Consider the following 21,276-nt stretch of genomic DNA (forward strand, 5'->3'; position numbering starts at 1 on the left):
GTCAGGGCACTCCCCTCCCTCCCCATGACCCACTTTCCATCTCCCATCTCCCATCTCCCATCTCCCATCTCCATCATTCGCATGCCCTTTTCAGGGCGAAGGAGGTCACGCTCATGCGTGCATTTGTCACTGGAGCCACCGGTTGGATCGGATCCGCCGTTGTCGACGAACTCGTCTCGGTGGGCCACCAGGTCATCGGCCTGGCCCGATCCGACCAGGCCGAGCAGGCTCTCGCGGCCAAGGGCGTCGGCGTCGTCCGCGGCGACCTGGACGATCTCGCCTCGCTACAGCGAGGTGCCGCCCGGGCGGACGCGGTCATCCACATGGCCAACAAGCACGACTGGGGCAACCCCGCCGAGTCCGACCGCTCGGAACGCGCCGCGATCCGGACCCTCGGCGACGTCCTGGCCGGCACCGACCGCCCGTTCGTTGTCGCCGCGCCGCTCTCCGGCCTCGTCGAGGGCCGGCCCGCCACGGAGGACGACGTCTCCCCGGCCGTCGGCCCGGACTCCAACCGGGGCGGCAGCGAGAACCTCGCCCTGGACTACGTGGCCCAGGGCGTGAGGACCGTGATCACCCGGTTCGCACCGAGCGTGCACGGCCGCGGCGACTGGGGGTTCGTCAACTTCCTGACCGCTGCTGCCCGCAAGCAGGGAGTCTCCGGTTACGTCGGCGACGGCTCCGCTGCCTGGTCGGCGGTGCACCGCGACGACGCGGCCCGGCTCATCCGCCTCGGCATGGAGCGGGCACCCGCAGGGACGCGCCTGCACGCCGTCGCCGAGGAGGCCGTCACGACCAAAGCGATCGCCGAGGCGATCGGCCACAGCCTCGGCCTGCCGGTGAGCTCCGTCGCCCCGCAGGACGCCGGAGCCCATTTCGGTTTCGTCGGCAGCTTCTTCGCCTCCACCATGACCGCGTCCAGCGACGCGACCAGGCAACTTCTCTCCTGGGAGCCCACCGGGTTGCCCTTGCTCGCGGACATTGCTGCGGGTGCCTACACGCCCTGACGAGACGGCCCGGCCGGGCCGAGTCCGGCCGGCCCAAGTCCGACCGGGCCGAGCGGGGGAGGACGGACCGTAGCGCCTCCCTCCCCCGCCCCCCCACTCCCACCTGTCACATGTGTCTGTCCTGTCACATGTGTCTGTCTGATCCGCTGTCTAACTGATCCGCTGTCCGTCTGATCCGCCTGGAGGAGCCAGCACCGTGCCCAAGCATCCGTACACCCTCGCGGAACCACGTGTTTCCGCCACCCTGACCCGTATGTTCGAAGCCGCCGCCCGTGACGATGAGACCGCGGCACGGCTGCGGAGCCTCCAGCCCTCCCACCGGGAGTCACTGACGGCTCAGCAACTCGCCGACGCGGCGCAGGAGATCTACATGCCGGTCTCCGCCGACGGCGGCAGACTCCTCTACAACCTCGTCCGCGCCACCAGGCCGACCAATGTCGTCGAGTTCGGCACGTCGTACGGCATCTCCACCCTGCACCTGGCCGCCGCCGTGCGCGACAACGGCGCGGGCCAGGTCATCACCACGGAGATGAGCCGGACCAAGGCGGCCGCCGCCCGCGAGACCTTCGCGGCCACCGGCCTCGACGACGTGATCAGCGTGTGGGAGGGCAACGCCCTGGAGACGCTCGCCGAGATCCGGCAGCCGGTCGGCTTCTTGTTCCTGGACGGGTGGAAGGATCTCTGCCTGCCCGTCCTGCGGCTCCTTGAGCCGCACATCGCACCCGGCACCCTTGTCGTCGCCGACGACGTGGACCTCCCGGACCTCGGCCCCTACCTCGACCACGTCCGCGACACCGCCAACGGCTACCACAGCGTCACGTTCCCCGTCGAGGACGGCCTCGAAATCAGCTGCCGCCTCTGATCACCCCCTCCGGACAGCTTCGGCTGCCCGGAGGGGACCTCAGCCCGTCGTGCCGGGCAGAGGCAGACCACGGGCATGCCCCGCAAGAAGGAGATGTGGCCGTTCGCGGGGCACCTCCCAGCCGCGCAAGTCCGTCTCAAGTGCCGGTAACTCCGTCGATCTGTTCGCGGACGAGATCGGCGTGGCCGTTGTGACGTGCGTACTCCTCGATCATATGCACCATGATCCAGCGCAGTGAGATTCCCTGATCGCCGCCGACGTGACCCGCATCCTCTTCAGACAGGTGTCCCGAGTCATCCAACGACGCGTCAGCGATCACCTCACGGCCGCGCGCGACCTCCGCCTGCCAGGCAGCCGTCGCCTCGTCGAGTCCGCGGTCCGAATCCAGGGCAAAGCCGTCGGGATTGTTCTCGCCGAAGACCGGTGCCACGTCCTGACCTGCGAATACCCTCTGGAACCAGTTTCGCTCCACTTCAGCCATGTGCTGAACGAGACCGAGCAGTGTTATCGACGAGGGTGGCGCCGCGGCAAGTCGTAACTGCTCGTCCTTCACACCCGAACACTTCAGCACGAGAGTCGCGCGGTGAAAGTCCAGCCAGGCTTCCAACATGGTGCGCTCGTCGGCATGCGCGGGCGGGACGGGCCGTCCATCCGGTGTCGTAGTCATGGCCCCACCCTGGCGACAGCGGCCGGGACCCACGACCGTCTTCGCCGACGACGAACACGCCCGCCCCGCACCGTTCCCGACGATCGCGCCCTGGGCGAACCGGCGTCCGCCGGGGGCGCGGCTCCCAACTCAGCGATCCGACCGCCCACCCTGTGATCGTCGGCGGCCCAGCTGAGCAGCCTCACCCGGGAACCCTGGAACGCACCCCGTCAGGGCGTTTCGGGCTTGCGGGCCAGGAGGCAGGCGTGCGGTCTGTTCACGCGTACGCCGGGCTCCTGTTGCAGTCTCGCGGTGACGACGAGTCCGGCCTGCTCCAGCAGGTCGACCATGCGGGCCAGGGGCAGGAGGTACGACTCGTAGGACACCGGACGGCCATAGCTGTGGGTCGGCCGGAGCCGCTCATCGCCGACGTAGTCTCCCCAGAGCAGGTAGCCGCCGGGCGCGAGCGTCCGGTGGAATTCGGCGAACACGTCCGGTAGCCACCGCGGGGGCGTGTGGTGGGTGGAGTACCAGGCCAGGATGCCGCCGAGCTCGTCGTCCCTCATCTCCAGCGCGGTCATCGAGCCCTCGGTGAACCGCAGGTCCGGATAGGCGTGCCGGGCCAGCCCGACCATCTTCGGCGACAGATCGACGCCGAGGACGGACACGCCCAGCCCTGCCAGGTGCGCCGTCACGCGGCCGGGGCCGCACCCCAGGTCCGCGACCGCCCCCAGACCGGCCGTCCGCACCAGTTCGGCGAATCCCGCCAGCATCGCGCGTGACAAAGGGTCCAACTCGGCTGGATGCGGGACGCGTTCGAGGTAATCGGCGGCGACCGTGTCGTACGACTCGCGGACGGCGGTCAGAAAGGAGGGCTCAGCCATGCGGGCGACCCTAGACCGGGCAACCGACAGACCACGGCACGCCCTTCAGCCGAGCTGCACGACATCCACCGCTGCCGACGCCCAGCCGTCACACCCGGCCCGGTGATCACCGTGGGCACGGCACTGGCCGCAGCTCCCAGCTGCCACCAGCGGCTGATGCCGAAGACTCAAGTCTGGAGATCGACGCGTCGGGGACGGGCATCCTCCCGGTCGGTGTCAGAAGTCTTGACAACGATGTCAGACGCGTGATCTAGTCCGCTTCCATCCAGCCAGGTGCCGCTGATTGCGCTGCGAAGGGGGCTCACCGCGATGACCTGCACACCGCCTCCCTCCCGTGCATGAGACACGTAGACGCCCGAGCGCCTCGCCCGGTCGCCCACGGACGACGTCTTCGTCGACGGGCTGTCACCGGCGACGCGGAGGCGTGCGCGGCCGGGCGTCTGCGAACCCGTCTCGCTCGCCTGGGCCGTGGAGGAGCCGTATGCCCGGCGAACACGGCGACCACCTGCGCACAGGCCCGTCAGCCAGACCTCAACTGCCCGAGCCCCGCCCGTGTGACCGATCGAACGTGGCCACTCCGCCCGCCACTCGGAAATCACCTCTCATGTCGTCCCGCACATGACGGATGAGGAACAGGAGACCGCTTCCATGCACAGACCCCTCCACCGATTGCGTAACCGCGCATCGACCGTCCTCGCCGCACTGCTCGTCGCCGGCGGTGCCCTGGTCCCGGTTCCGGCCATCGCCCAGGGCCCCGCCGCCGCTCCCCAACTCACCTCCCTGGTCAACCCGTTCATCGGCACGCAGAACTTCGGCAACACCTTTCCCGGCGCGAGTGCCCCCTTCGGCATGGTCCAGGTCAGTCCGGACACCGGTGGCCAGGGCGGCTACGACTACCAGCAGGACAAGATCCTCGGCTTCAGCCAGACCCACCTCTCCGGCGTCGGCTGCTCCGTCATGGGCGAGCTGCCGATCATGCCGACGACCGGAGCGGTCGACAACGTCGACCCCGATGCCTACCGCTCGACCTACTCGCACGACGACGAGGACGCCGAACCCGGCTACTACCGCGTCGGGTTGAAGACGTACGGCATCGACGCCGAGCTGACCGCCACCCCCCGCACGGGATGGCAGCGCTACACCTTCCCCTCGACCGACCGCGCCAACGTCCTGTTCAACACGGGCAGGGCCAACCAGAAGGTGTTCGGCTCGGAGGTACACGTCGTCGGCGACCGGACGGTCGAGGGCCGTGTCGAGGCCGGCAACTTCTGTGCGGGCAAGGACAAGCACACCATCTACTTCACGGCGACCTTCGACAGGCCGTTCACCTCGCACGGCACCTGGCGCGGCAGCACTCCCACCCCCGGTGAGCGGGACGCGGCCGGCGAGGGCGGGAACGGCGGCTGGGTGACCTTCGACGCCGGCACCGATCGTGACGTCGTCGTCAAGGTGGGACTCTCCTACACGGGTGCCGAGGGCGCCCGGCAGAACCTGAAGGCGGAGACGGACGACTCGTACGACTTCGACGCCACTCGCGCGGCGGCGCATACGACCTGGGAGCAGCAGCTCGCCGCCGTCAAGATCGACGGTGGGTCGACCGAACGGCGGCGCGCCTTCTACTCGGCCCTCTATCACGCGCAGTTGCACCCGAACCTCGCCGGAGACGTCGACGGCCGCTACGCGGGCTTCGACGGAAAGACCCATGTCGCCTCGGGGTTCACGCCGTATCAGAACCTGTCACTGTGGGACACCCACCGGCCCCAGAATCAGCTGCTCCAGATGCTGCAGCCGAAGGTCGCCCGTGACGTCGCGTTGTCGGTCGTCGCGATCGGACGGGACGGCGGCTGGCTGCCCCGCTGGTCGCTCGCCAACAGCGAGACCAACATTATGACCGGCGACCCGGTGACCCCCTTCCTCGTCGAGGCATGGTCCAAGGGCCTGCTGGCCGGCCACGAGAAGGAAGCGTACGCACTTCTCAGGAAGAACGCCCTCAGTACGCCGCCGGACGACTCCCCCTACAACGGCCGTGCGGGAGTCGACGAGTACCAGAAGCGCGGTTACATACCCAGCGGGCTGGAACCGGGGAAGGACTGCCCGGACAAGGGCGGCGACAACGACTGCCGTCATCCCGCTTCGGCGACCATGGAGTACGCGGCGGCCGACGCGTCACTGGCACTGATGGCCAAGGGACTTGGGCACACCGCGGACGCCCGCGTGTTCGCGGCACGCGGCCAGTGGTACCGGAACCTGTGGGACTCCTCCATCAAGCAGTTCCGGCCGCGCACGACCGACGGCACCTGGCTGACTCCGTACGATCCCGTCGAGGCGGGCCACCAGTTCCATGAGGGCGGCGCCTACCAGTACCAGTGGCTGGTCCCGCAGGACCCGGCCGGGCTCGTCTCCCTGATGGGCGGCAAGCGGGAGACCGAGAAGCGGCTCGACTCCTTCTTCGCCTACGACAAGCTCCTCGCCGACCCCGCCAAGACCGCCCGCGAGGACTGGATCTCGGCACCGTACGACTACTACGGGAAGCCGACCTACAACCCGAACAACGAGCCCGATCTGCACTCCCCGTACATGTACTTGTGGGCCGGCGCACCCGCCAAGACCGCCACCGTGGTCCGTGCCGCGATGACGCTCTTCACGGACGGGCCCGACGGTATGACCGGTAACGACGACCTGGGCACCATGTCGGCCTGGTACGTCTTCTCGTCCCTGGGCATCTACCCGACGACGAACGGCGGCGACTTCCTCGCCGTCTCCAGCCCGCAGTTCCCGTCGGCGGTCATTCGCATCGGCGCGTACGGGAAGAAGCAGGGCGGCACCCTGACCGTCAAGGCTCCGGGCACGAGCGACACCCAACGCTATGTGAAGCGGGCGAAGTTCGGCGGGAAGAACCTGAGCGCGACCTGGCTGGACTGGGACGCGGTCGCCAAGGGAGGGAACCTCTCCTTCGAGATGGGCGACAAGCCGTCGGCATGGGGTACGGGCAAGGGCGCCGAGCCGCCGTCCGTGAACCGCGCGGCGGCCGATTCCCGCCGGCACCTCGACGCGTCGCTCCGCACCAGCTCCGACGTCCTGCCCACGGCTGACAGCGCGCAGAGTGTCCGTCTCAAGCTGGACGTGCTGGGCCAGTCCCCCGGCACACTGCGAGTGACCGTCGGCGCGAAGGCTCCCAGCGGCTGGACCGCGAAGACCTCCGAGCCCTTCTCCCTCGCGTCCCACCGGCTTCCGGTCCAGCGGACCGCGGCGGTGGACGTGAACGTGCCTGCCGGGACCGCGCCGGGTTCGTACACCGTGCGGATCACGGCGACCGCGAAGGGCGTGAAGAGCGTGGAACGCGTCGCGACCATCGAGGTGCGCGCCGCGGCCCGCTGCGCGGCGGACACCGAGGAGCAGTGTGCCGTCGAGCTCGGCAAGGAGGCGAACCACGACGGAACCGCGACCGTCGCGGCCTCCGACGCGGGCGACTTCGACGGAGGCGGGTGGAGCTACGACGGTGATCTGCTGCCCGCGGCGGGTCCGGTCGTCTGGGACGGCGTGACCTACGACGCTCCCGATCCGTCCGGGACGGCGGCGAACTTCGTCGAGGCGCGCGGTCAGGCCATGCTGCTCCCGGCCGGGTCGTACGGCGCGCTGCGTCTCGTCGCCGCGTCGCACCACGGCCCGGTGACGACCATGCTCACCGTCCGCTACACCGACGGGACCACCGCCGAAGTGCCGGTCACCGTGGGCGACTGGGCGGGATCGACACCGCAGGGCAGCACCGTGGCGCTGGAGATGCCGCACCGGATCAAGCGCGGGCAGGGCGTGGACGGCCCACCGGTGCGTCTGTTCGGTTCCTCGGCGGACCTGGACTCGTCGAAGACGGTGCGGTCTGTCGGCCTGCAGAACGATCCTCGGGTGCAGGTCTACGCGATCACGCTCAAGTAGCACCCGTTCGTTCGTAACTCGCGCGTGGCGCCTCGCGTCTCTCGCCTCTCGATCGGGATCGGGAGAGCGTCGGTGGCAGCGTGACCATGACGGTCACGCTGCCACCTTGGTGTGGGGTACCGCGAACGACGACAGCGGCTTCACACTCTTCCGAATCCATCGCGTCATGCCCGAGCGGTGGAGCCCGGCCGGGCCGCGGACACCGCCGTCCGGTTCGTCCGCGGCTGCCGTCACAGACTCAGCAACAGGTCCCGGACCGCAGCGGGCCGGGACAGGAACGGGTGGTGACCGGCGTCGAGTTCGACGACGCTGCCGGCCCGGCGGGCGAACTCGCGTTGCAGGCGCGCCGGGGTGCCACGGTCCTGGGCGCACACGAGGTACGTCGAGGGCACCTTCTGCCATGCGGCCGCCCCGACCGGCTGCCCGGTCACCCGCACGCTCTGCCGGGCGAGATGGTCCGCCGCATGTGCCTGCACCCCGGGATCGCAGTCCTGCAGGAACGTGGTTACGAGCAGCTCGGGCCGGACCCCGAAGGTACCGGCGGCGGGGTCCACGTCGAGGAACGGGGCGGGACCGCCGTCCCCGAACTCCGACAGGCTCTGCCCGACCTCGGGCAGGTAGCTGGAGACCAGCAGCAGGTGGCGTACCGAGTCGATTCCCGCGGCGGCTTCCGCGGTGACGATGCCGCCGTAGCTGTGGGCGACCACGACGGTCGGCTCGTCCCCGGCCTGCAGCACCTCCCGCACCGCGGCGACGTCCTCGGGCAGCCCCGGACCGCCGGCGCCGCCGGGCAGGCCCGCCTCGCCGCAGCTCGGCAGCGCCGGGGCCACGCTCGACACACCCCGCTCCTCCAACAGTTCAGCGGTGCGGTGCCACCACCACGCCCCGTCCCGCACGCATGCCCCGTGCACGAACACAACTCTCATCGCCACCTCCACGTCGGCCTCGACTGCCTCCCTGTCGACGATAGACGTAATGGCTGTTACGTGAAAAAGTAGGGCGATGGGCAGACGGCCACAACCACACATCAAGGAGAGGCTGCTCGACGCCTGCGCCGATCACGCCCTGGCACACGGCCTCCCCGACCGGCTCGAACCGCTGGCCACCGCCACCGGTACCTCAGCCCGCATGCTGATCTATCACTTCGGCACCCGCGACGACCTCCTGCGGGCCGTCCTCGGGCGCGCGCGGCAACGTCAGCTCGACACCTTCGGCGACCTCCTGCGGGCGCGACCCGACGAGTTGTACACGGCCACCCTGAGCCGCGCCTGGACCTCCATCACCGGCCCGGACGGGCAGCCGTACCTGCGGATGTTCGGCCGGCTGCGCGAGAGTGCGGAGCAGCAGTTGTGGCCCGACTTCCGGCGCACCGCGACAACCGACTGGCTCAAGCCGCTCGAGGACGGCCTGCGCAGCATCGGCCGGCCGGATCTCGCGACGCTCGTTCTCGCCGTCATCCGTGGCCTCCTCATGGACCTGGACGCCACCGGTGACACCGCCCGCACCGGCCAGGCGTTCCGCGACTTCCTCGGCTCAGTCGACCACCTGGCCGGCGGTGATCACCCAACCGTCCACCGCTCGCGGGGGCACGCCGGCAACAGCACGAGCAGCCCCGACGCGGCCCCCCTTCCCGGGAAACCACCAAGCGTCTGATCATGTGCTTCAAGTATCACAGCGCTGTTATATTAGCGCTGTGACATCTTCAGATCCCACCGCCGTACCCGATCCCTGGCACTCCCTGCACGCGCTTCTGGCAGCCATGGACGCCGAGATCGAGCAGGTCTACGTCGAGCGGGGCATCGAGGGGGTGCGGCCTCGGTTCGCCTATCCGCTGATCCGGCTCGCCCACACCGGACCCCTGACCATTCGCGAGCTTGCGAAATCCCTGGACCGCTCGCACTCCGCGATCAGCCAGACCGTCGCCGCCATGCGCAAGGAGGACCTGGTCACCTCCGAGCCGGGGCCCGACGCCCGCACCCGGCGGATCGAGCTGACCGAGCGCGGCAGGTCGCTGGTGCCGTTCCTGGAGGCGGAGTGGCGCGCCACCCATGAGACGGTCGCCGAGCTGGACGGTGAGGTCCCGTACGCGATGACCGCCGTGGTCGAGGAGGTGCGGCGGGCGCTGGAACGCCGGTCGATGCGGCAGCGGATCCTCCACCACCTCGTCGAGCCACCGCGATGAAAGGGCGCCTCCGCGTCCGGTTCCTCGACATCCGCCCGCTGCGTGGCAGTAGGTCGTTCCGCGGCCTGTGGATCGGCACCTCGGTCTCTCAACTCGGCAGCCAGATAGCCAACATGGCGGTACTGGCCCAGGTCTGGGACCTGACCGGCAGCCCGGTGGGCACCGGTGCCATCGGGCTCGCCACCGGCCTGCCGATGGTGCTCTTCGGGCTGCTCGGCGGCACATTGGCCGACACCGTCGACCGCCGTGCGCTGGTGCGGGCCACCACCGCCGGCCAACTGCTGGCCGCCGCGGGGCTGTGCGCCCAGGCCCTGGCGCACAACCGCGACGTGCTGCTCCTGCTCGTTCTCGTCGCCGTGGGGACGAGTTTCAGCGCTCTGGGCGCTCCCGCCCGGCGCACCTTCCCCGTCCGGCTGTTGCCGGGGGACCAGGTCGCGGCCGGGCTCGCGCTGACCAACGTCTCCTTCCAGGCGGCGATGCTGACAGGTCCCGCCGTGGCCGGGCTGATCATCGCCCGCTGGGATTTCCCTGCCGCGTACGCGACCCAGGCAGCGGCCGTGGCGGTCTCGATGCTCGCGGTGATCCGCCTGCCCGCCATGCGGCCCGAAAGCGCCATGGCAGGCGGCAGACGACGGCCGGAGCGCGGCGGTTGGCGGATCCTCCTGCGCCGTCCGACGCTGTGGGGTTCGATGGCCACCGACCTGTCCGCAACACTGCTCGCCATGCCCATCGCGCTCTTCCCGCTCGTCAACGAGGTCCGCTTCGGGGGAAATCCGCAGACCCTCGGGCTGTTCCTCTCCGCCGTCGCGGTCGGCGGGATCACGGCCGGTCTACTCTCCGGAACAGTCACGCGCCGGCGTCGCGGCGGTCTCGTACAGCTGTCCGCGGCCGGTGTCTGGAGTCTGGCGCTGGCCTGTTTCGGTCTGGCGGGGCCGTTGTGGACGGCGCTCGCCTGCCTGGCCGTGGCGGGCGCCGCCGACACCGTGTCCGTCGTCACCCGCAGTGCCCTGGTCCAGATGGAGACCCCGGACGCGTACCGGGGACGGGTCTCCTCGGTGGAACACGTCATCGGTGTCGCGGGCCCCGAACTCGGCAACTTCCGTGGTGGCCTGCTGGCTTCGGCGACCTCCGCCTCCTTCTCCCTGGTCTTCGGCGGACTGTCCGCCATGCTGGCGATCGCCGCCGTGGCCGCGACCAACGCCCCGCTTCGCGCCTACCGCACGCCGCCTGCTGCCGCGACCCCGAAGGCTTCCGGGCCCGTCGACACGGCGGCGGCACCAGCAGCGGCGGCTGCCGACTAGCTGTATCGATCCGCGGTGCTGCTGATTCGAGTGACCGGGCGGACGTGACCATCGGACAAACCGAGGTGCGGTTGCGCCTGCCGTCCGGGCACACTCTGCGTATGGAAGCTGACTTGGCCGTGTCGCTTCAGGAGAGGGCCCTGCGGCATGTCGCCGCTTCGCCCAGGGGAGGGCCGCTCGCTCCTGACCTGCGGGTGACGATGCACTTCCATCCCGATCGTGTCGCGGGGAGCCGCCCCATCCTGGTCCAGATGGCGAAAGACGGTGTCTACCGGTCGCAGTTCGCGACGGGCACGAGCAACGGTGGCCTGACCGCTCATCCTGGTGGGGACCGGTGGCGCTGGGAGAGTCGCATCTTCGCCGGCGCGTACGACGGCGCGGCTGCTGAACAGCGCCCTGTGTACGGCGCGTTGAACTACCGTCGTGATCCCTTCGGTGGCGCACCGCGGTTCGGCTCCTCGTACTTCAGACTCAGCCACGGGGCCGGTACGCGCGCTACGTTCTGCTACCCCGACAGTTCCGCCGAGCCTTCTTCCTTCGGTGTCGCCGACCGCTGCTCGCTCGTCGAGATGGCCGAGGCGGATGATGTGGACGCCTTGGACCGTCACATCGAGGCACAGATTCACGGGCCTGTCAGGTTCGAACTCGATTTAGAGGCACTGGTGTTGGATCCCAGCTATCGCGGCACGGAGGTCGAGTCCGACGCTCGCCGCCTGTCATGCCCGATCGAATGGCATCCAGGTTTTCGGCTGAACGTGGATGAACTGCGACGCCACCCGACCTACCGCGGACAGGAATACGTCGACTTGGGAGTCGAGATCGCCGTGGACGGCCGGCTCGACCCCAGAATCATCGGAGACGCCGCCCGCACGGGCCGATACGCCCTCCAGGACCTCAAGAAGGTCTGGCACTGCCTGGCGCGCTTCGGCAATGACTCGGCTTGAGATCCAACCCGTAGGAGTCCTCGGTTCATGGGGCACGGGTGGGTGTGGGCCCACGACTTGGAACACCTGGACCTGATCGGACGATTCGTGCAGGCGCCGCTGCGTGAGGAGATCCCCTGGTACGACCACGGCCGAAGGATGACCGTGGTGGCCCGCCTGCCCGCATGGATACAGCAAGCCAGGAACCGTGACGAGGCGCTGCGGGCCATCGCTCGGATCCGCGCTTCACTGCTGTGCACCTGAGCCAGGAACATCGGGTCTGTCGCTGGTGGCGTCCCCGTCGCCGAGCCCTCTTCGGGACAGCCGCCCCTTCTTCGGGCCGGCCGTCCCCTCTTCGGGCTGCTTGCCTCCCAGGGGCCCGCTCCAGGGCCCGCCCCGTTCAGGCCAGCAGGACGTCGTCGCCCATGGTCCCGGGGACGACCAGCTCTGCCGACGGGGCCTCGGCCTCCACCGGCGTGCCGAAGTCCGACAGTGTCATCGTCGTCTCGGCCTTCATACCGCCGAAGTAGGACAGTCGGGCCTGGACGGCGCGTCCCTTCCCGTCGACCCACACGTCCGCGTAGACGGGCACGTCGTCGCCCAGTTCCTCGCGCACGCCGTCCAGCGCCTGCTTCGTCTTCGTCGTCATCCGGAGCGTCGCGGTGGCATGGTCGATCGTGCCCCGGTAGTGCACCGCAGGGGCGTCGTTCACCTGCTCCTTGCCCTCCTTCGACACCTGCCGCATCGCCTTCATCTGGCGGAGCAGGTGCTCCGGGTCGTTCAGCGGCGCCCGCAGGAAATAGCGGGTCAGGGCCTCGCTCCGGACGACCGAGGCCCACTTGCCCTCGCCGACCGCCCGCATGCCCTTCACATAGACGGTGTCGCCGACGAAGCGCTCCTCGACGGGGTCCATGCCGCTGCCCGTCAGGTCCACCGTGAGCCGGCCCCTGTCACCCGCCAGGTCGAAGGCGCCCTCGATCGTGAACGCGTACGTGGTGGGGCTGTCGGTGGACCGCATCTCGATCTTCTCGTCCACGCGGACGCTGTCCGCGCTCGTCCTCTCTATCGCGGCGCGCACGGCCGCCCCGTGGTCCACGGCCTTCTTCGCGCTCTCCCCCGAGTCACCGTCCAAACCGCCGGAACATGCCGTGCAGAGCAGGAGGACGGCGGCCGAGAAGAAGCGGGCACGGCGCATGGGCTCTCCGAGGAATCGTCGCTGCGGTGGGGTGGAGCCCGACAGGGCCCGTAGATCTTCGCACGAAACCGGTGAGGGGGCCCGAGAGTTTCGGCCGTGCGGCCCCGCCCCTCGGCTTACCGCCGGCTTGCCCCCGGCTCGGCGTCCACCTCCGCGTCGGTCACGAAGTTGTTCGCTTCCGTACGCCCTTCCTCTACGATCGAACGAAGTCAGCAACTACCGCATGACATCTGCCCGGTGACGGAGTCGGCGTGGGGTGCGCGTCCCCGCTCCACGCCACCATTGGACGGCTTCAGGCGCAGCCATGGGTCGGTGTTCCGGACGCCGGCGACCCCGTGTGGCGCGTCCCGCCGGGCGGCGAAAGGGATGCGTCGTGCCTTCGGCTTCGGCGAACTACCGTACTCTGCTGCGCACTTCCGGTGCTGCGGCCTTCTTCCTGCCCGCGGCTGTCGGGCGTCTGGGCATCGCCATGACGGGGATCGGTATCGTCTGGCTGGTGCACGCCCGCACCGGGTCGTACGGCGCCGCGGGTCTCGTCACCGGCGGGTTCGCTGTCGCGGATGCCGTCGCCGGGCCACAGATCGGGCGGCTTGTGGACCGGTTCGGGCAGACGCGGGTGCTTCCCTGCGCGCTGGGCGCACACGCCGGGGCTGTGGCGCTGCTGCTCGCCGACGCGGTTCCGGACCTCGTCGCCGGAGTGCTCGTCGGGGCAACACTCCCCCAGCTCAGCGCCCTGTCCGCCGCCCGCTGGTCGGCACTGCTGTCCGGCGAACGGGCCGCCGCGCTGCCCACGGCGTTCGCCCTGGAGGCCCTCGCCAACGGCATGTCGTACCTGGCCGGTCCGGCCCTGATGAGCGCTCTCGGTGCGGCGGGCCACCCGGGCGCCGGGGTGCTGCTCGCCGCCGCGCTCGTCGTCGGCGGCGGGCTTGCCCTCGCCATTCAGCGCCGCACCGTGCCGCCCCTGACCGGCCACGCCGAACGCCTGCACGCCGGACGCGCCCTGCTCCGTTCCGCGTTCCTGCGGCAGGCCGCTCTCGGCCTCGCGCTGGGCGTGTTCTTCGGTGCGACGCAGGTGTCCGTCGCCGCTTACGCCGTCGGACGTGGCACTCCGGACATGGCAGCACTGCTCTACATCGCCTCCAACTGCACCAACCTGGTAGGTGGTTGGGCGTACGGAGCCTGGCGCCACGGCGGTTCACCCCGGCGCCGCCAGGCGGCGGCCACCGCCTGCCTCATGCTCGCGAGCCTTCCGCTGACCTTCATCGACGCACCTCTCGCGGTCGGCGCCACCCTCGCGTCGACCGGTCTCGCCGTGCCGGTCCTGCTGATCCTCTCCTCCGTCCTCACCGAGTCGTCGGTCCCCCGCGCCGTCCTCACCCAGGCGTTCACCTGGGGCAACTCCGCAAGCGCGGCAGGAACAGCAGGCGCCGCGGCGATCGCGGGTCGGGTGGTGGACACGGGCGGTGCGCACGGCGGTTTCGGTGTGGCGGCGGGAGCCGCGGTGGTGATGACGCTCCTGACGCTCGGCGGCCTGCGGGCCTCAACACCGGACGAGCCGAAGCGGACCGCAACCGCTGCCGCGCCCGTGGAAAGGACGGCGCCACCCCCGCCGCCCGCACGGCGGGATTCGTCCACGAACCGCGGGTCCCCCTGAGCTCCATGACCCGCGCTCCGCGACCCGCGACGTGCGCCCAGCCTTTGCCGTACGTCGCCACTGCTGTCGCGCCGGTCTCGGCGGGGCGTGGTCACGTCGGGCGGATGGCGTACCGGGTGACACATCGACACGTCGAGATGCCTGTCCGCCTGGGCAAGGACTCGTTGGGGTAGAACGTTCGGAAACCAACGAAAGGGGCGCGCCAAGTGGACGCCGGCGTCGCAGCGATACTTGGCGCAGCGATCGGTGCTGCCGGCGGTGTGGGCGGCGGACTGCTCACCCTCAGCACGCAGCTCCGGAGTCTCGACGCTCAGCATCGCGCAGAGGAGAAGCGTTGGCTAGCGGATGTGCGCCGCGAGACCTATACAGGCTTCGCCGCCTGCGCGAAGCAGCTTTCCAATGCCGTCTGGAAGGCGTCCGATCTGCTTCACGGTGCAGGCGGTGTCGAGGACTGGGAGAGCGCCCGCTCCGACGTGCACGACGCCTGGACTGAGTTCAGTGCCGCGGCAGCGGCGGTCACGATGGCCGGCCCGCACACTGCGGCTGCGGCCGCTGAGGATCTGCGAGAAGCTCTGCGGCAGTGGGAGCTGGTGACCGGCACCTGGATTCGAGCCGCGATCCAGCAGGGTACTGGCCATCTAGCGGAGTACGACCGGCAATTCATGGCTGGGTTCGAGGCCAAGAAGCCTCTGGAGGTCGCGTTCCAGGTCGCCGCACGGCGGGCGTTGGGAACCGACACCTGAAGCGCCAGTTTCCGCGCTGCCACGCGGGCTTCCCCGCCCAGCCGTGTCCTGCGGAATTCGATGGCAGTCGCTAGTGTCGGCCCATGTCCAGCCCTGGAGATGTGCCGCCGGAGACCCTGAACCGGTTGCGGTCGATCTGTCGGCAGCTGCCCGAGTCGTACGAGGAATCGGCCTGGATCGGGGTGCGATGGCGTATTCGTACGCGGACGTTCGCCCATGTCTACGCGCCGGACGTGGATCGCCACCCGGTCTACGCCTCGTACGTACCCGCGGATCAGGAGCCGGTCGTGATGACCTTTCGGGCGCCCGTCGACGACCTGCTCGGCCTGACCGCCGGTGGGTTCCCGTTCTTCCGTGCCGACTGGGGTCACAACGTCGTCGTCGCCGTTCTGGGTGACCACACCGACTGGACCGAGCTTGCCGAGCTCATCACCGACAGCTACCGCGAGATGGCCCCGAAGTTCCTCGCCGCGCGGGTCCCCCTGCCGCCACCGATCAGCTGACCGGCGGGGGTACCGCACCGGCCCGTCCGCGCCGGTACCGGTGGGAACAGCGGTGCGTCGATGCGGAACTGCGCCGCGGAGCCGCCTGAAGGCACGTAGCGGGTGAGTCCGGTGCAGCCGGGGATCACATGAGGGTGGCAGTGGCGGCTTCGGCGGGCGCTGCCACGCGGCGGGAAGCCGGTGATGGGCTCACTCGGTGGGCCGGTTCATGCGGATCAGGGTCTGCTGGCCGTTGGCGACCAGCTTCCGGACACCGTCGCCGTGGACGCCGTACACCTCGAACTGGCAGACGGTCAGGGTGCGTCCGGACTTCAGCACGGTGCCGACCGCCTGCAGGTGGTCGCCCGTCGCGGGCGCGATGAGGTTGATCTTGTACTCGACGGTGACGACGTCCGAGTCCTCGTCGAACAGGGTGAGCGCCGCGTAGCCGCCGGCGCTGTCCGCGATGGCACTGGTGGCGCCGGCGTGAACGTAGCCGTGCTGCTGGGTCACCTCGGGGCGGGCCGGGAGCACGATGTGCACGCGGCCGGGGCCGATATGGGCGAGGCGTGCGCCGAGGTGCCCCATCAATCCCTGCCGGTCGAAACTGTCCTGGATCCGCTTCTGGACCGAAGGGCTCGCCTGCTCCAGCTGCGCCTGGTCTTCCACGTACATGTTCTCCTTCGTGTCCGTGCCGGGTGGAGCGGAGCGCGTTCCTCGGCAGGCCAGGCGTTCCGCCAACGGGAACCCGCCGATGGCGAGCATCATGGCACCGCTGGTCCGGATGACGGCCCGGGCGGCCGAGGGCCGTCCGCCGCCCGCGTCAGCGTCTACGTCCGCGTCCGCATCTGCGTCTGCGTCTGCGTCTGCGTCTGCGTCTGCGTCTGCGTGAAGTCGTGCAGCAGGGACCACGCCCGATCGATGTCCACGACGAAGTCGCCCGTGAACGCGGCGAGGTCGTCCATGATCGGGACTTCGACCTCGGTATCCGAAGGTACGGTGCCGTCTCCTGCGAGCAGCGACATCCGCTCGGTGTCGCTCATCAGGTGGACGACCGCGTGCTCCTCCCGGAAGGCCAGGAGCAGCACCGGGAACTCCCTGTTCGGCGACCGGACCTCGATGTACCCCTGGCCACGGGTCCGCAGTTCGTCGAAGCGGTCCGACAGATCCTGCACCTCTGAGTGTCTCTCGACCGGATGGAAGAGTCCCGATTCCGGCGACGTCGCCGCCCACACCGCGCTCATACAGCGCCCTCTTCCGCCGAGTGAGGTTCCTGTCCGCTCCGGGGAAGCGTGATCGTGAAGGTCGCGCCGCGTCCGGGCGTGCTCCCAGTCGACAGCATGCCGCCATGCGCTTCGGTGAGTTTTCGGGCGATGGACAGGCCCAGACCGCTGCCGCCTGTCCTGCGGTTGCGGGACTTCTCCGATCGCCAGAATCGTTCGAAGACGTAAGGCAGGTCCTCCTCCGCGATACCGGCGCCGGTGTCGGTCACCTCGATGACGGCCGTGGCATCGTCCCCGCTCGCCCGGATGGTGACCCGGCCGCCGGGCGGCGTGTGGCGGACGGCGTTGGAGACGAGGTTGCCGACGATCTGACGCAGCCGCAGCGGGTCGGCCCACAGGTCCGGTCGGCCCGCGCTGTCGACCAGCAGCGTGACCCCCGCCTTCTCCGCCGCGGCACGGTGGGCGGCCACAACGTGCCGCAGTACGGCCTCGGCCAGGATCTGTTCCGCGTACAGCCGCAAGGTGCCCGCGTCGGCGGCGGCGAGGTCCTGCAGGTCGTCGATGACGTGCTGAAGCAGCAGGACCTCTTCGAGGAGGGAGTCCGTCAGGTGCTGGTCCGCCTCGATGACGCCGTCCTGGGTCGCCTCCAGGGCGCTGCGGATGGTGCTCAGCGGAGTGCGCAGCTCGTGGGCGATGTCGCTGACCATGACCTTGCGTTGCTGTTCGGTGCGTGCCCGGTGCTCGGAGAGTTCGTTGAACGCCGCCGTGAGCCGGCCGATCTCGTCGTGCCGGGCGACCGGTACCGGAGGCAGGTGTTCGTCGCGGCCCTGCGCCGCCCTGGTCAGGGCTCGCAACGGGCGGACCAGGTGGATGCCGGTCACGACGGTGACGAACACGGCGATCAGCAGGACCACCGCGGTGACGACGAGTGTCCGCGGGGCGTTGGCCGGCGAGAGGTCGAAGGGCGCGGCGGCCGAGCCGGAGGTGTCGCTGACGTACAGGAGCGCCGAGGGGGCGACGTAGGGGGCATGTCCACCGACTCCTCGGGCAGGAGTAGCTGCCCGACACGGTCGATCCCGGCCTGCCGGGCGTGATCATGGTCAGCCGCCCCTCGGACGCCCTCACCGCGAAACGCGACACCCAGACCACCTTCTCCGCCCTCTTCCTCGGCCTTGCCGGAGTGGCCTTGGTGGTCGGCGGGGTCGGCGTGGCCAACACCATGGTCGTCTCGGTGCTCGAACGGCGGCGCGAGATCGGTCTGCGGCGGGCCCTCGGCGCCACTCGCGGCCACATCCGGCTGCAGTTCCTCACCGAATCCGTCGCCCTGTCCACGCTCGGCGGCCTGGCCGGCACCCTGCTCGGCGTCCTGACCACCGTCGCCTACGCCGCGTACCAGCACTGGCCCCTGGTCATCCCGCCGACCGCGGTGTTCGGCGGCGTCGCGGGGACCGTCCTGGTGGGAGTGATCGCCGGGCTGTACCCCTCCCTGCGCGCCGCACGCCTGTCCCCGACCGAGGCACTCGCCTCGGCATGAAGCCCGGACGGACCCCATGATCCCGGCTCACCCCCGCTCCCGGCCCCCTTCCGATGCCTCGCCCCCGCTCCCGGCCCCCTTCCATTGCCCCTGCCCTCGCAGAGAAACCAGGAGACATGAATCCTCACCGCTTCCAGCCCGACACCCGGCCACGGCCCCGGATCCGGCGGGTACCGGTCCTCCTCGTACCGGCCACGGCGGTGCTCGCGCTCGCCACCCTCACCGCGTGCGGCGGTGACGCCGACTCCGGCACGGACGTGGCATCCGTCATCGAGACGGGGACCGCATCGTCCGCGAAAGCGCGGGAGAAGCAGGCCCAGGACCCCGAGGCCGGACGGCCCCAACTTCGCCTGGACACGAGCGAAGAGGAGGAGACCCGCCTGTTCAACGTCTGGTCGGCCTGCGTCCATGAGCACGGTGTGCCCCAGCAGAGCATCGTCAAGGACGGCAAGAACGTCCCCGACCAGTCCCACCGCGCCTTTCCCAAGGCGTCCAAGGCGTGCATCAGCAAGCTGCCTCTCGGTCCGCCCGAGCTGGACCGCGCGAAGAACCCGCACTACATGGACGACTTCCGGGCCGAGATCGCCTGCATGCACAAGGCCGGTGTCAAGGTGAAGCCGATGGCCGACGGAGAGGGCTACAGCTGGCCCGCGGGCGAGATCGACGTGCCCAACCTGCCGGAACTGGAGAAGCGCTGCCGCATCGAGGCGTTCAGCGACAAGGACGAGTGACGAGCCCGAGCCGCTCACGGCGCCATGCCTCGTGACACGGGCTTGGCGCCCCCGGCGACCCGCCGTCGTTCAGTCCTGTCCCCGTACCGGTGTCGGTGCCGATGCCAGTCCCCGGCGCCAGAGTTCGGTGACATGCGTCCGTAGCCGTTCCGTGTCGACGCGGCTGGGGTCGATCAGCCGTTGCATGCCGATCCCGCGGAGTTGCGCGACGACGGCGATCGCTGTCTCGTCGGGTGCCACGCCAGGGTGAATCGTGCCGTCGGCGATCCCGGCGACGAGATCCTCGTACAGGTCCGCGTGGAACGCCTCGTTGCGCTCACGAAAGAGCTGAGTCAGTTCCGATGCGGTCGCGGACTCGGCCCACAGTTTGAGGAAGACCCTGTTCAGCACACCCATACGGCCGAGTCCGCCGATGTATCCGTCGATCAGCCGCAGGAGGCGGTCCAGTCCGGGCGGCAGGCCTTCCAGTCCGGGTACGAATCCGGCCTGGGCCGAGCGTGCCAGGCGTTCGACGAGCGCCTGCTTCGACCCGAAGTGGTGGGTCGCGAGCCCGCGGCTGTAACCGGCGCGCTCCCCCACGCCGGCCAGCGTCAGCGCGCGGACTCCCTGCTCGTCGACCAACTCGGCGGCAGCCGTGAGCAGAGCGGCTTCGGCCTCTTCACGGCGTTGCTTCTGGGTGCGGGGGGCGGTGGTCATGGAGCGGACTCTACAAGAAACTTGTCATACGACCAACAAGTGCATAAGAATGGCGGCGTCGGCGGCCCGAAGGCAGGCAGGCCGCAGACCGGAACGGAAGGCATCGGATGATGCGAACCCCTCGACGCGCGCCGCGATCCGACGCTCTGGAGAACCGCGCCCGCATCATCGAGACCGCGCACGCCGCCTTCACCGGCGACCCCTCGGCAAGCCTCCAGGCGATCGCCAGGGCGGCCGGAGTCGGCCAGGGAACCATGTACCGGCACTTCCCCGACCGCGAGGCCCTGCTACTGGCCGTCTACCGCGAGGAGTTGGAAGTGCTCGCCGCCGCCGCTCCGCTCCTGCTGGACGAGTACGGGCCGGTGGAAGCCCTCCGTCTCTGGTTCGAGCGCCTTGGCGCGGACGGTCGCCCCACCGGCGGAACGTCCTTGGCGGTGGAGGCCGCCACCCGCGCCGGCCGGCTCCACCCGCCGATCATCGCCGCCCTGGACCTGCTGCTCAACGCGGGGAAGGCGGCGCGGCAGGTGCGAGCGGACGCCGAAGCGGAAGAGGTCCTGCTCCTGGGGTCCTTCCTCTGGAGGGCCGACTGCGGACCTTCCTGCCCGGAACGCAGCCGGCGGATGCTCACCGTGATCATCGACGGTCTGCGCGCCGACGCGCACCGCTGAGGCCGCTCCCTACGGGGTGACCTCGTCCTACGAAGTGACCTGGCCCTACGGGCCGACCCGGTCGGAGGCCGGCCAGAGGTAGGGCAGGTCGTCGGGAACGTCCGGGAAGAACGGCGTATACGCCTCCGGCGCCTTGCGCACCAGCGCCGACTGGTGGCTGCGATGGAAAACGGGGTCCCCCAGCCAGGGCGGCAGCTCCCCGTCGTCGGCGAGCTGCTCCTGGACACGTACGGCGGCCCCGGGTCGGAACGACGCGAAGTCGGTGGCGAGCGTGGTGGCGCAGGTGTCCGCGCGGCCCTCCGCCACCCACATGGCGCACACGTCCAGGCCGTAGCGGACCAGTGCCTCCTCGTAGCCGATCCACATACGGACCGCCGGATGGTGCCGCCATCCGTAGCCGGGCACGGTCAGGCCGCGAAGCACCTGAAGGGCCTCGACCCGCTGCTTGCCCAGGCGTGCCTGGTCCAGGACGGCCGCGGACCGCGTGAAGTCGGGGTACGGAAGAAAAGTCTGCACGCCCCATGCCTACCGCGGCCGCCCCCTTCCCATACTGGTTCCAAACGGGCGATTGCCTCGCCCGAGCCGGTGAGCCCGACGCGAAGATCGGTTGTG

At 69.9% G+C, this 21,276-nt stretch carries 22 protein-coding genes and 1 pseudogene; 14 read left to right on the top strand and 9 right to left on the bottom strand.

Annotated elements, in window-relative coordinates; all coding sequences use genetic code 11:
- The first annotated feature begins 113 nt into the window (after positions 1-113).
- Together OHS59_RS02430 and OHS59_RS02435 are read left to right on the top strand one after the other, a co-directional pair.
- Complete coding sequence (locus OHS59_RS02430; RefSeq protein ID WP_328491710.1) at positions 114-1,007, top strand: SDR family oxidoreductase; 894 nt, start codon at positions 114-116, stop codon at positions 1,005-1,007.
- A gap of 196 nt (positions 1,008-1,203) precedes the next feature.
- The gene (locus OHS59_RS02435) at positions 1,204-1,869 is read left to right on the top strand and encodes an O-methyltransferase (RefSeq protein WP_328491711.1); all 666 of its coding nucleotides are present in this window, start codon (positions 1,204-1,206) and stop codon (positions 1,867-1,869) included.
- Between the two features lie 136 nt (positions 1,870-2,005).
- On the opposite strand, the gene OHS59_RS02440 is transcribed toward OHS59_RS02435, so the two are convergent.
- Together OHS59_RS02440 and OHS59_RS02445 are read right to left on the bottom strand one after the other, a co-directional pair.
- On the bottom strand, positions 2,006-2,536 hold the full coding sequence (locus tag OHS59_RS02440; protein WP_328491712.1) for a DinB family protein: 531 nt from the start codon (positions 2,534-2,536) through the stop codon (positions 2,006-2,008).
- A 209-nt stretch (positions 2,537-2,745) separates the two neighbouring features.
- Positions 2,746-3,399 (bottom strand): class I SAM-dependent methyltransferase, encoded by a 654-nt coding sequence (locus OHS59_RS02445; protein ID WP_328491713.1) that lies wholly within the window; start codon positions 3,397-3,399, stop codon positions 2,746-2,748.
- 648 nt (positions 3,400-4,047) lie between these two features.
- Between OHS59_RS02445 and OHS59_RS02450 the strand changes: the two genes are divergently transcribed.
- Positions 4,048-7,332: a GH92 family glycosyl hydrolase gene (locus tag OHS59_RS02450; RefSeq protein WP_328491714.1), complete on the top strand. Its 3,285-nt coding sequence runs from the start codon at positions 4,048-4,050 to the stop codon at positions 7,330-7,332.
- Positions 7,333-7,562: 230 nt separating this feature from the next.
- Here OHS59_RS02450 and OHS59_RS02455 read toward each other — a convergent pair whose 3' ends face one another.
- The gene (locus OHS59_RS02455; RefSeq protein WP_328491715.1) at positions 7,563-8,258 is read right to left on the bottom strand and encodes an alpha/beta hydrolase; all 696 of its coding nucleotides are present in this window, start codon (positions 8,256-8,258) and stop codon (positions 7,563-7,565) included.
- Between the two features lie 76 nt (positions 8,259-8,334).
- On the opposite strand from OHS59_RS02455, the gene OHS59_RS02460 reads away from it, so the two are divergent.
- From OHS59_RS02460 to OHS59_RS02480, 5 genes are all read left to right on the top strand, one after another.
- A complete protein-coding gene (locus tag OHS59_RS02460) occupies positions 8,335-8,985 on the top strand; it encodes a TetR/AcrR family transcriptional regulator (protein ID WP_328491716.1) in 651 nt (216 codons plus the stop codon).
- A 40-nt stretch (positions 8,986-9,025) separates the two neighbouring features.
- Positions 9,026-9,514, top strand: a complete 489-nt coding sequence (locus tag OHS59_RS02465) for a MarR family winged helix-turn-helix transcriptional regulator (RefSeq protein ID WP_328491717.1) — start codon at positions 9,026-9,028, stop codon at positions 9,512-9,514.
- Positions 9,511-10,815, top strand: coding sequence for an MFS transporter (locus OHS59_RS02470; protein WP_328491718.1), 1,305 nt, complete (start codon positions 9,511-9,513; stop codon positions 10,813-10,815). The genes OHS59_RS02465 and OHS59_RS02470 overlap by 4 nt, the downstream gene beginning before the upstream one ends.
- A 101-nt stretch (positions 10,816-10,916) precedes the next feature.
- Positions 10,917-11,759, top strand: coding sequence for a DUF3626 domain-containing protein (locus OHS59_RS02475; RefSeq protein ID WP_328491719.1), 843 nt, complete (start codon positions 10,917-10,919; stop codon positions 11,757-11,759).
- Between the two features lie 27 nt (positions 11,760-11,786).
- Entirely contained in the window at positions 11,787-12,002 is a 216-nt protein-coding gene (locus OHS59_RS02480; protein WP_328491720.1) for a hypothetical protein, read from the top strand.
- 136 nt (positions 12,003-12,138) lie between these two features.
- Here OHS59_RS02480 and OHS59_RS02485 read toward each other — a convergent pair whose 3' ends face one another.
- Entirely contained in the window at positions 12,139-12,933 is a 795-nt protein-coding gene (locus tag OHS59_RS02485) for a hypothetical protein (protein ID WP_328491721.1), read from the bottom strand.
- A 373-nt stretch (positions 12,934-13,306) separates the two neighbouring features.
- Between OHS59_RS02485 and OHS59_RS02490 the strand changes: the two genes are divergently transcribed.
- The 3 genes from OHS59_RS02490 to OHS59_RS02500 all read left to right on the top strand — a co-directional run bounded on the left by OHS59_RS02490 (position 13,307) and on the right by OHS59_RS02500 (position 15,833).
- Positions 13,307-14,587: an MFS transporter gene (locus OHS59_RS02490; RefSeq protein WP_328491722.1), complete on the top strand. Its 1,281-nt coding sequence runs from the start codon at positions 13,307-13,309 to the stop codon at positions 14,585-14,587.
- Positions 14,588-14,793: 206 nt separating this feature from the next.
- Positions 14,794-15,330, top strand: coding sequence for a hypothetical protein (locus OHS59_RS02495; RefSeq protein WP_328491723.1), 537 nt, complete (start codon positions 14,794-14,796; stop codon positions 15,328-15,330).
- A gap of 83 nt (positions 15,331-15,413) precedes the next feature.
- The gene (locus OHS59_RS02500) at positions 15,414-15,833 is read left to right on the top strand and encodes an MmcQ/YjbR family DNA-binding protein (RefSeq protein ID WP_328491724.1); all 420 of its coding nucleotides are present in this window, start codon (positions 15,414-15,416) and stop codon (positions 15,831-15,833) included.
- A 189-nt stretch (positions 15,834-16,022) separates the two neighbouring features.
- Here the strand turns inward: OHS59_RS02500 and OHS59_RS02505 are convergent, their stop codons facing one another.
- The 3 genes from OHS59_RS02505 to OHS59_RS02515 all read right to left on the bottom strand — a co-directional run bounded on the left by OHS59_RS02505 (position 16,023) and on the right by OHS59_RS02515 (position 17,949).
- On the bottom strand, positions 16,023-16,481 hold the full coding sequence (locus OHS59_RS02505) for a PaaI family thioesterase (protein ID WP_328499019.1): 459 nt from the start codon (positions 16,479-16,481) through the stop codon (positions 16,023-16,025).
- A 161-nt stretch (positions 16,482-16,642) separates the two neighbouring features.
- Positions 16,643-17,056 carry a hypothetical protein gene (locus OHS59_RS02510; RefSeq protein ID WP_328491725.1) on the bottom strand — a complete coding sequence of 138 codons (414 nt, stop codon included), beginning with the start codon at positions 17,054-17,056 and terminating at the stop codon, positions 16,643-16,645.
- A complete protein-coding gene (locus OHS59_RS02515; protein WP_328491726.1) occupies positions 17,053-17,949 on the bottom strand; it encodes a sensor histidine kinase in 897 nt (298 codons plus the stop codon). The genes OHS59_RS02510 and OHS59_RS02515 overlap by 4 nt, the downstream gene beginning before the upstream one ends.
- A gap of 143 nt (positions 17,950-18,092) precedes the next feature.
- Here OHS59_RS02515 and OHS59_RS02520 point away from each other — a divergent pair.
- Positions 18,093-18,569 (top strand): annotated as a pseudogene (locus OHS59_RS02520) (ABC transporter permease); the annotation flags it as partial.
- 116 nt (positions 18,570-18,685) lie between these two features.
- Complete coding sequence (locus tag OHS59_RS02525; RefSeq protein ID WP_328491727.1) at positions 18,686-19,300, top strand: hypothetical protein; 615 nt, start codon at positions 18,686-18,688, stop codon at positions 19,298-19,300.
- 69 nt (positions 19,301-19,369) lie between these two features.
- Here the strand turns inward: OHS59_RS02525 and OHS59_RS02530 are convergent, their stop codons facing one another.
- A complete protein-coding gene (locus tag OHS59_RS02530; RefSeq protein ID WP_328491728.1) occupies positions 19,370-19,996 on the bottom strand; it encodes a TetR/AcrR family transcriptional regulator in 627 nt (208 codons plus the stop codon).
- Positions 19,997-20,103: 107 nt separating this feature from the next.
- On the opposite strand from OHS59_RS02530, the gene OHS59_RS02535 reads away from it, so the two are divergent.
- Complete coding sequence (locus tag OHS59_RS02535; protein ID WP_328491729.1) at positions 20,104-20,664, top strand: TetR/AcrR family transcriptional regulator; 561 nt, start codon at positions 20,104-20,106, stop codon at positions 20,662-20,664.
- Between the two features lie 45 nt (positions 20,665-20,709).
- Here OHS59_RS02535 and OHS59_RS02540 read toward each other — a convergent pair whose 3' ends face one another.
- A complete protein-coding gene (locus OHS59_RS02540; protein WP_328491730.1) occupies positions 20,710-21,180 on the bottom strand; it encodes an MSMEG_6728 family protein in 471 nt (156 codons plus the stop codon).
- Positions 21,181-21,276: the final 96 nt, after the last annotated feature.

It is taken from the genome of Streptomyces sp. NBC_00414, from assembly GCF_036038375.1.
GTDB lineage: Bacteria > Actinomycetota > Actinomycetes > Streptomycetales > Streptomycetaceae > Streptomyces.

What these genes read in the sequence shown, in the direction of transcription:
- OHS59_RS02430 (WP_328491710.1), top strand. Translation starts at nt 114, where the DNA reads ATGCGTGCATTTGTCACTGGAGCCACCGGTTGGATCGGATCCGCCGTT.
- OHS59_RS02440 (WP_328491712.1), bottom strand. Translation starts at nt 2,536, where the DNA reads ATGACTACGACACCGGATGGACGGCCCGTCCCGCCCGCGCATGCCGAC.
- OHS59_RS02445 (WP_328491713.1), bottom strand. Translation starts at nt 3,399, where the DNA reads ATGGCTGAGCCCTCCTTTCTGACCGCCGTCCGCGAGTCGTACGACACG.
- OHS59_RS02450 (WP_328491714.1), top strand. Translation starts at nt 4,048, where the DNA reads ATGCACAGACCCCTCCACCGATTGCGTAACCGCGCATCGACCGTCCTC.
- OHS59_RS02455 (WP_328491715.1), bottom strand. Translation starts at nt 8,258, where the DNA reads ATGAGAGTTGTGTTCGTGCACGGGGCATGCGTGCGGGACGGGGCGTGG.
- OHS59_RS02460 (WP_328491716.1), top strand. Translation starts at nt 8,335, where the DNA reads ATGGGCAGACGGCCACAACCACACATCAAGGAGAGGCTGCTCGACGCC.
- OHS59_RS02470 (WP_328491718.1), top strand. Translation starts at nt 9,511, where the DNA reads ATGAAAGGGCGCCTCCGCGTCCGGTTCCTCGACATCCGCCCGCTGCGT.
- OHS59_RS02475 (WP_328491719.1), top strand. Translation starts at nt 10,917, where the DNA reads ATGGAAGCTGACTTGGCCGTGTCGCTTCAGGAGAGGGCCCTGCGGCAT.
- OHS59_RS02480 (WP_328491720.1), top strand. Translation starts at nt 11,787, where the DNA reads ATGGGGCACGGGTGGGTGTGGGCCCACGACTTGGAACACCTGGACCTG.
- OHS59_RS02485 (WP_328491721.1), bottom strand. Translation starts at nt 12,933, where the DNA reads ATGCGCCGTGCCCGCTTCTTCTCGGCCGCCGTCCTCCTGCTCTGCACG.
- OHS59_RS02500 (WP_328491724.1), top strand. Translation starts at nt 15,414, where the DNA reads ATGTCCAGCCCTGGAGATGTGCCGCCGGAGACCCTGAACCGGTTGCGG.
- OHS59_RS02510 (WP_328491725.1), bottom strand. Translation starts at nt 17,056, where the DNA reads ATGAGCGCGGTGTGGGCGGCGACGTCGCCGGAATCGGGACTCTTCCAT.
- OHS59_RS02525 (WP_328491727.1), top strand. Translation starts at nt 18,686, where the DNA reads ATGAATCCTCACCGCTTCCAGCCCGACACCCGGCCACGGCCCCGGATC.
- OHS59_RS02530 (WP_328491728.1), bottom strand. Translation starts at nt 19,996, where the DNA reads ATGACCACCGCCCCCCGCACCCAGAAGCAACGCCGTGAAGAGGCCGAA.
- OHS59_RS02535 (WP_328491729.1), top strand. Translation starts at nt 20,104, where the DNA reads ATGATGCGAACCCCTCGACGCGCGCCGCGATCCGACGCTCTGGAGAAC.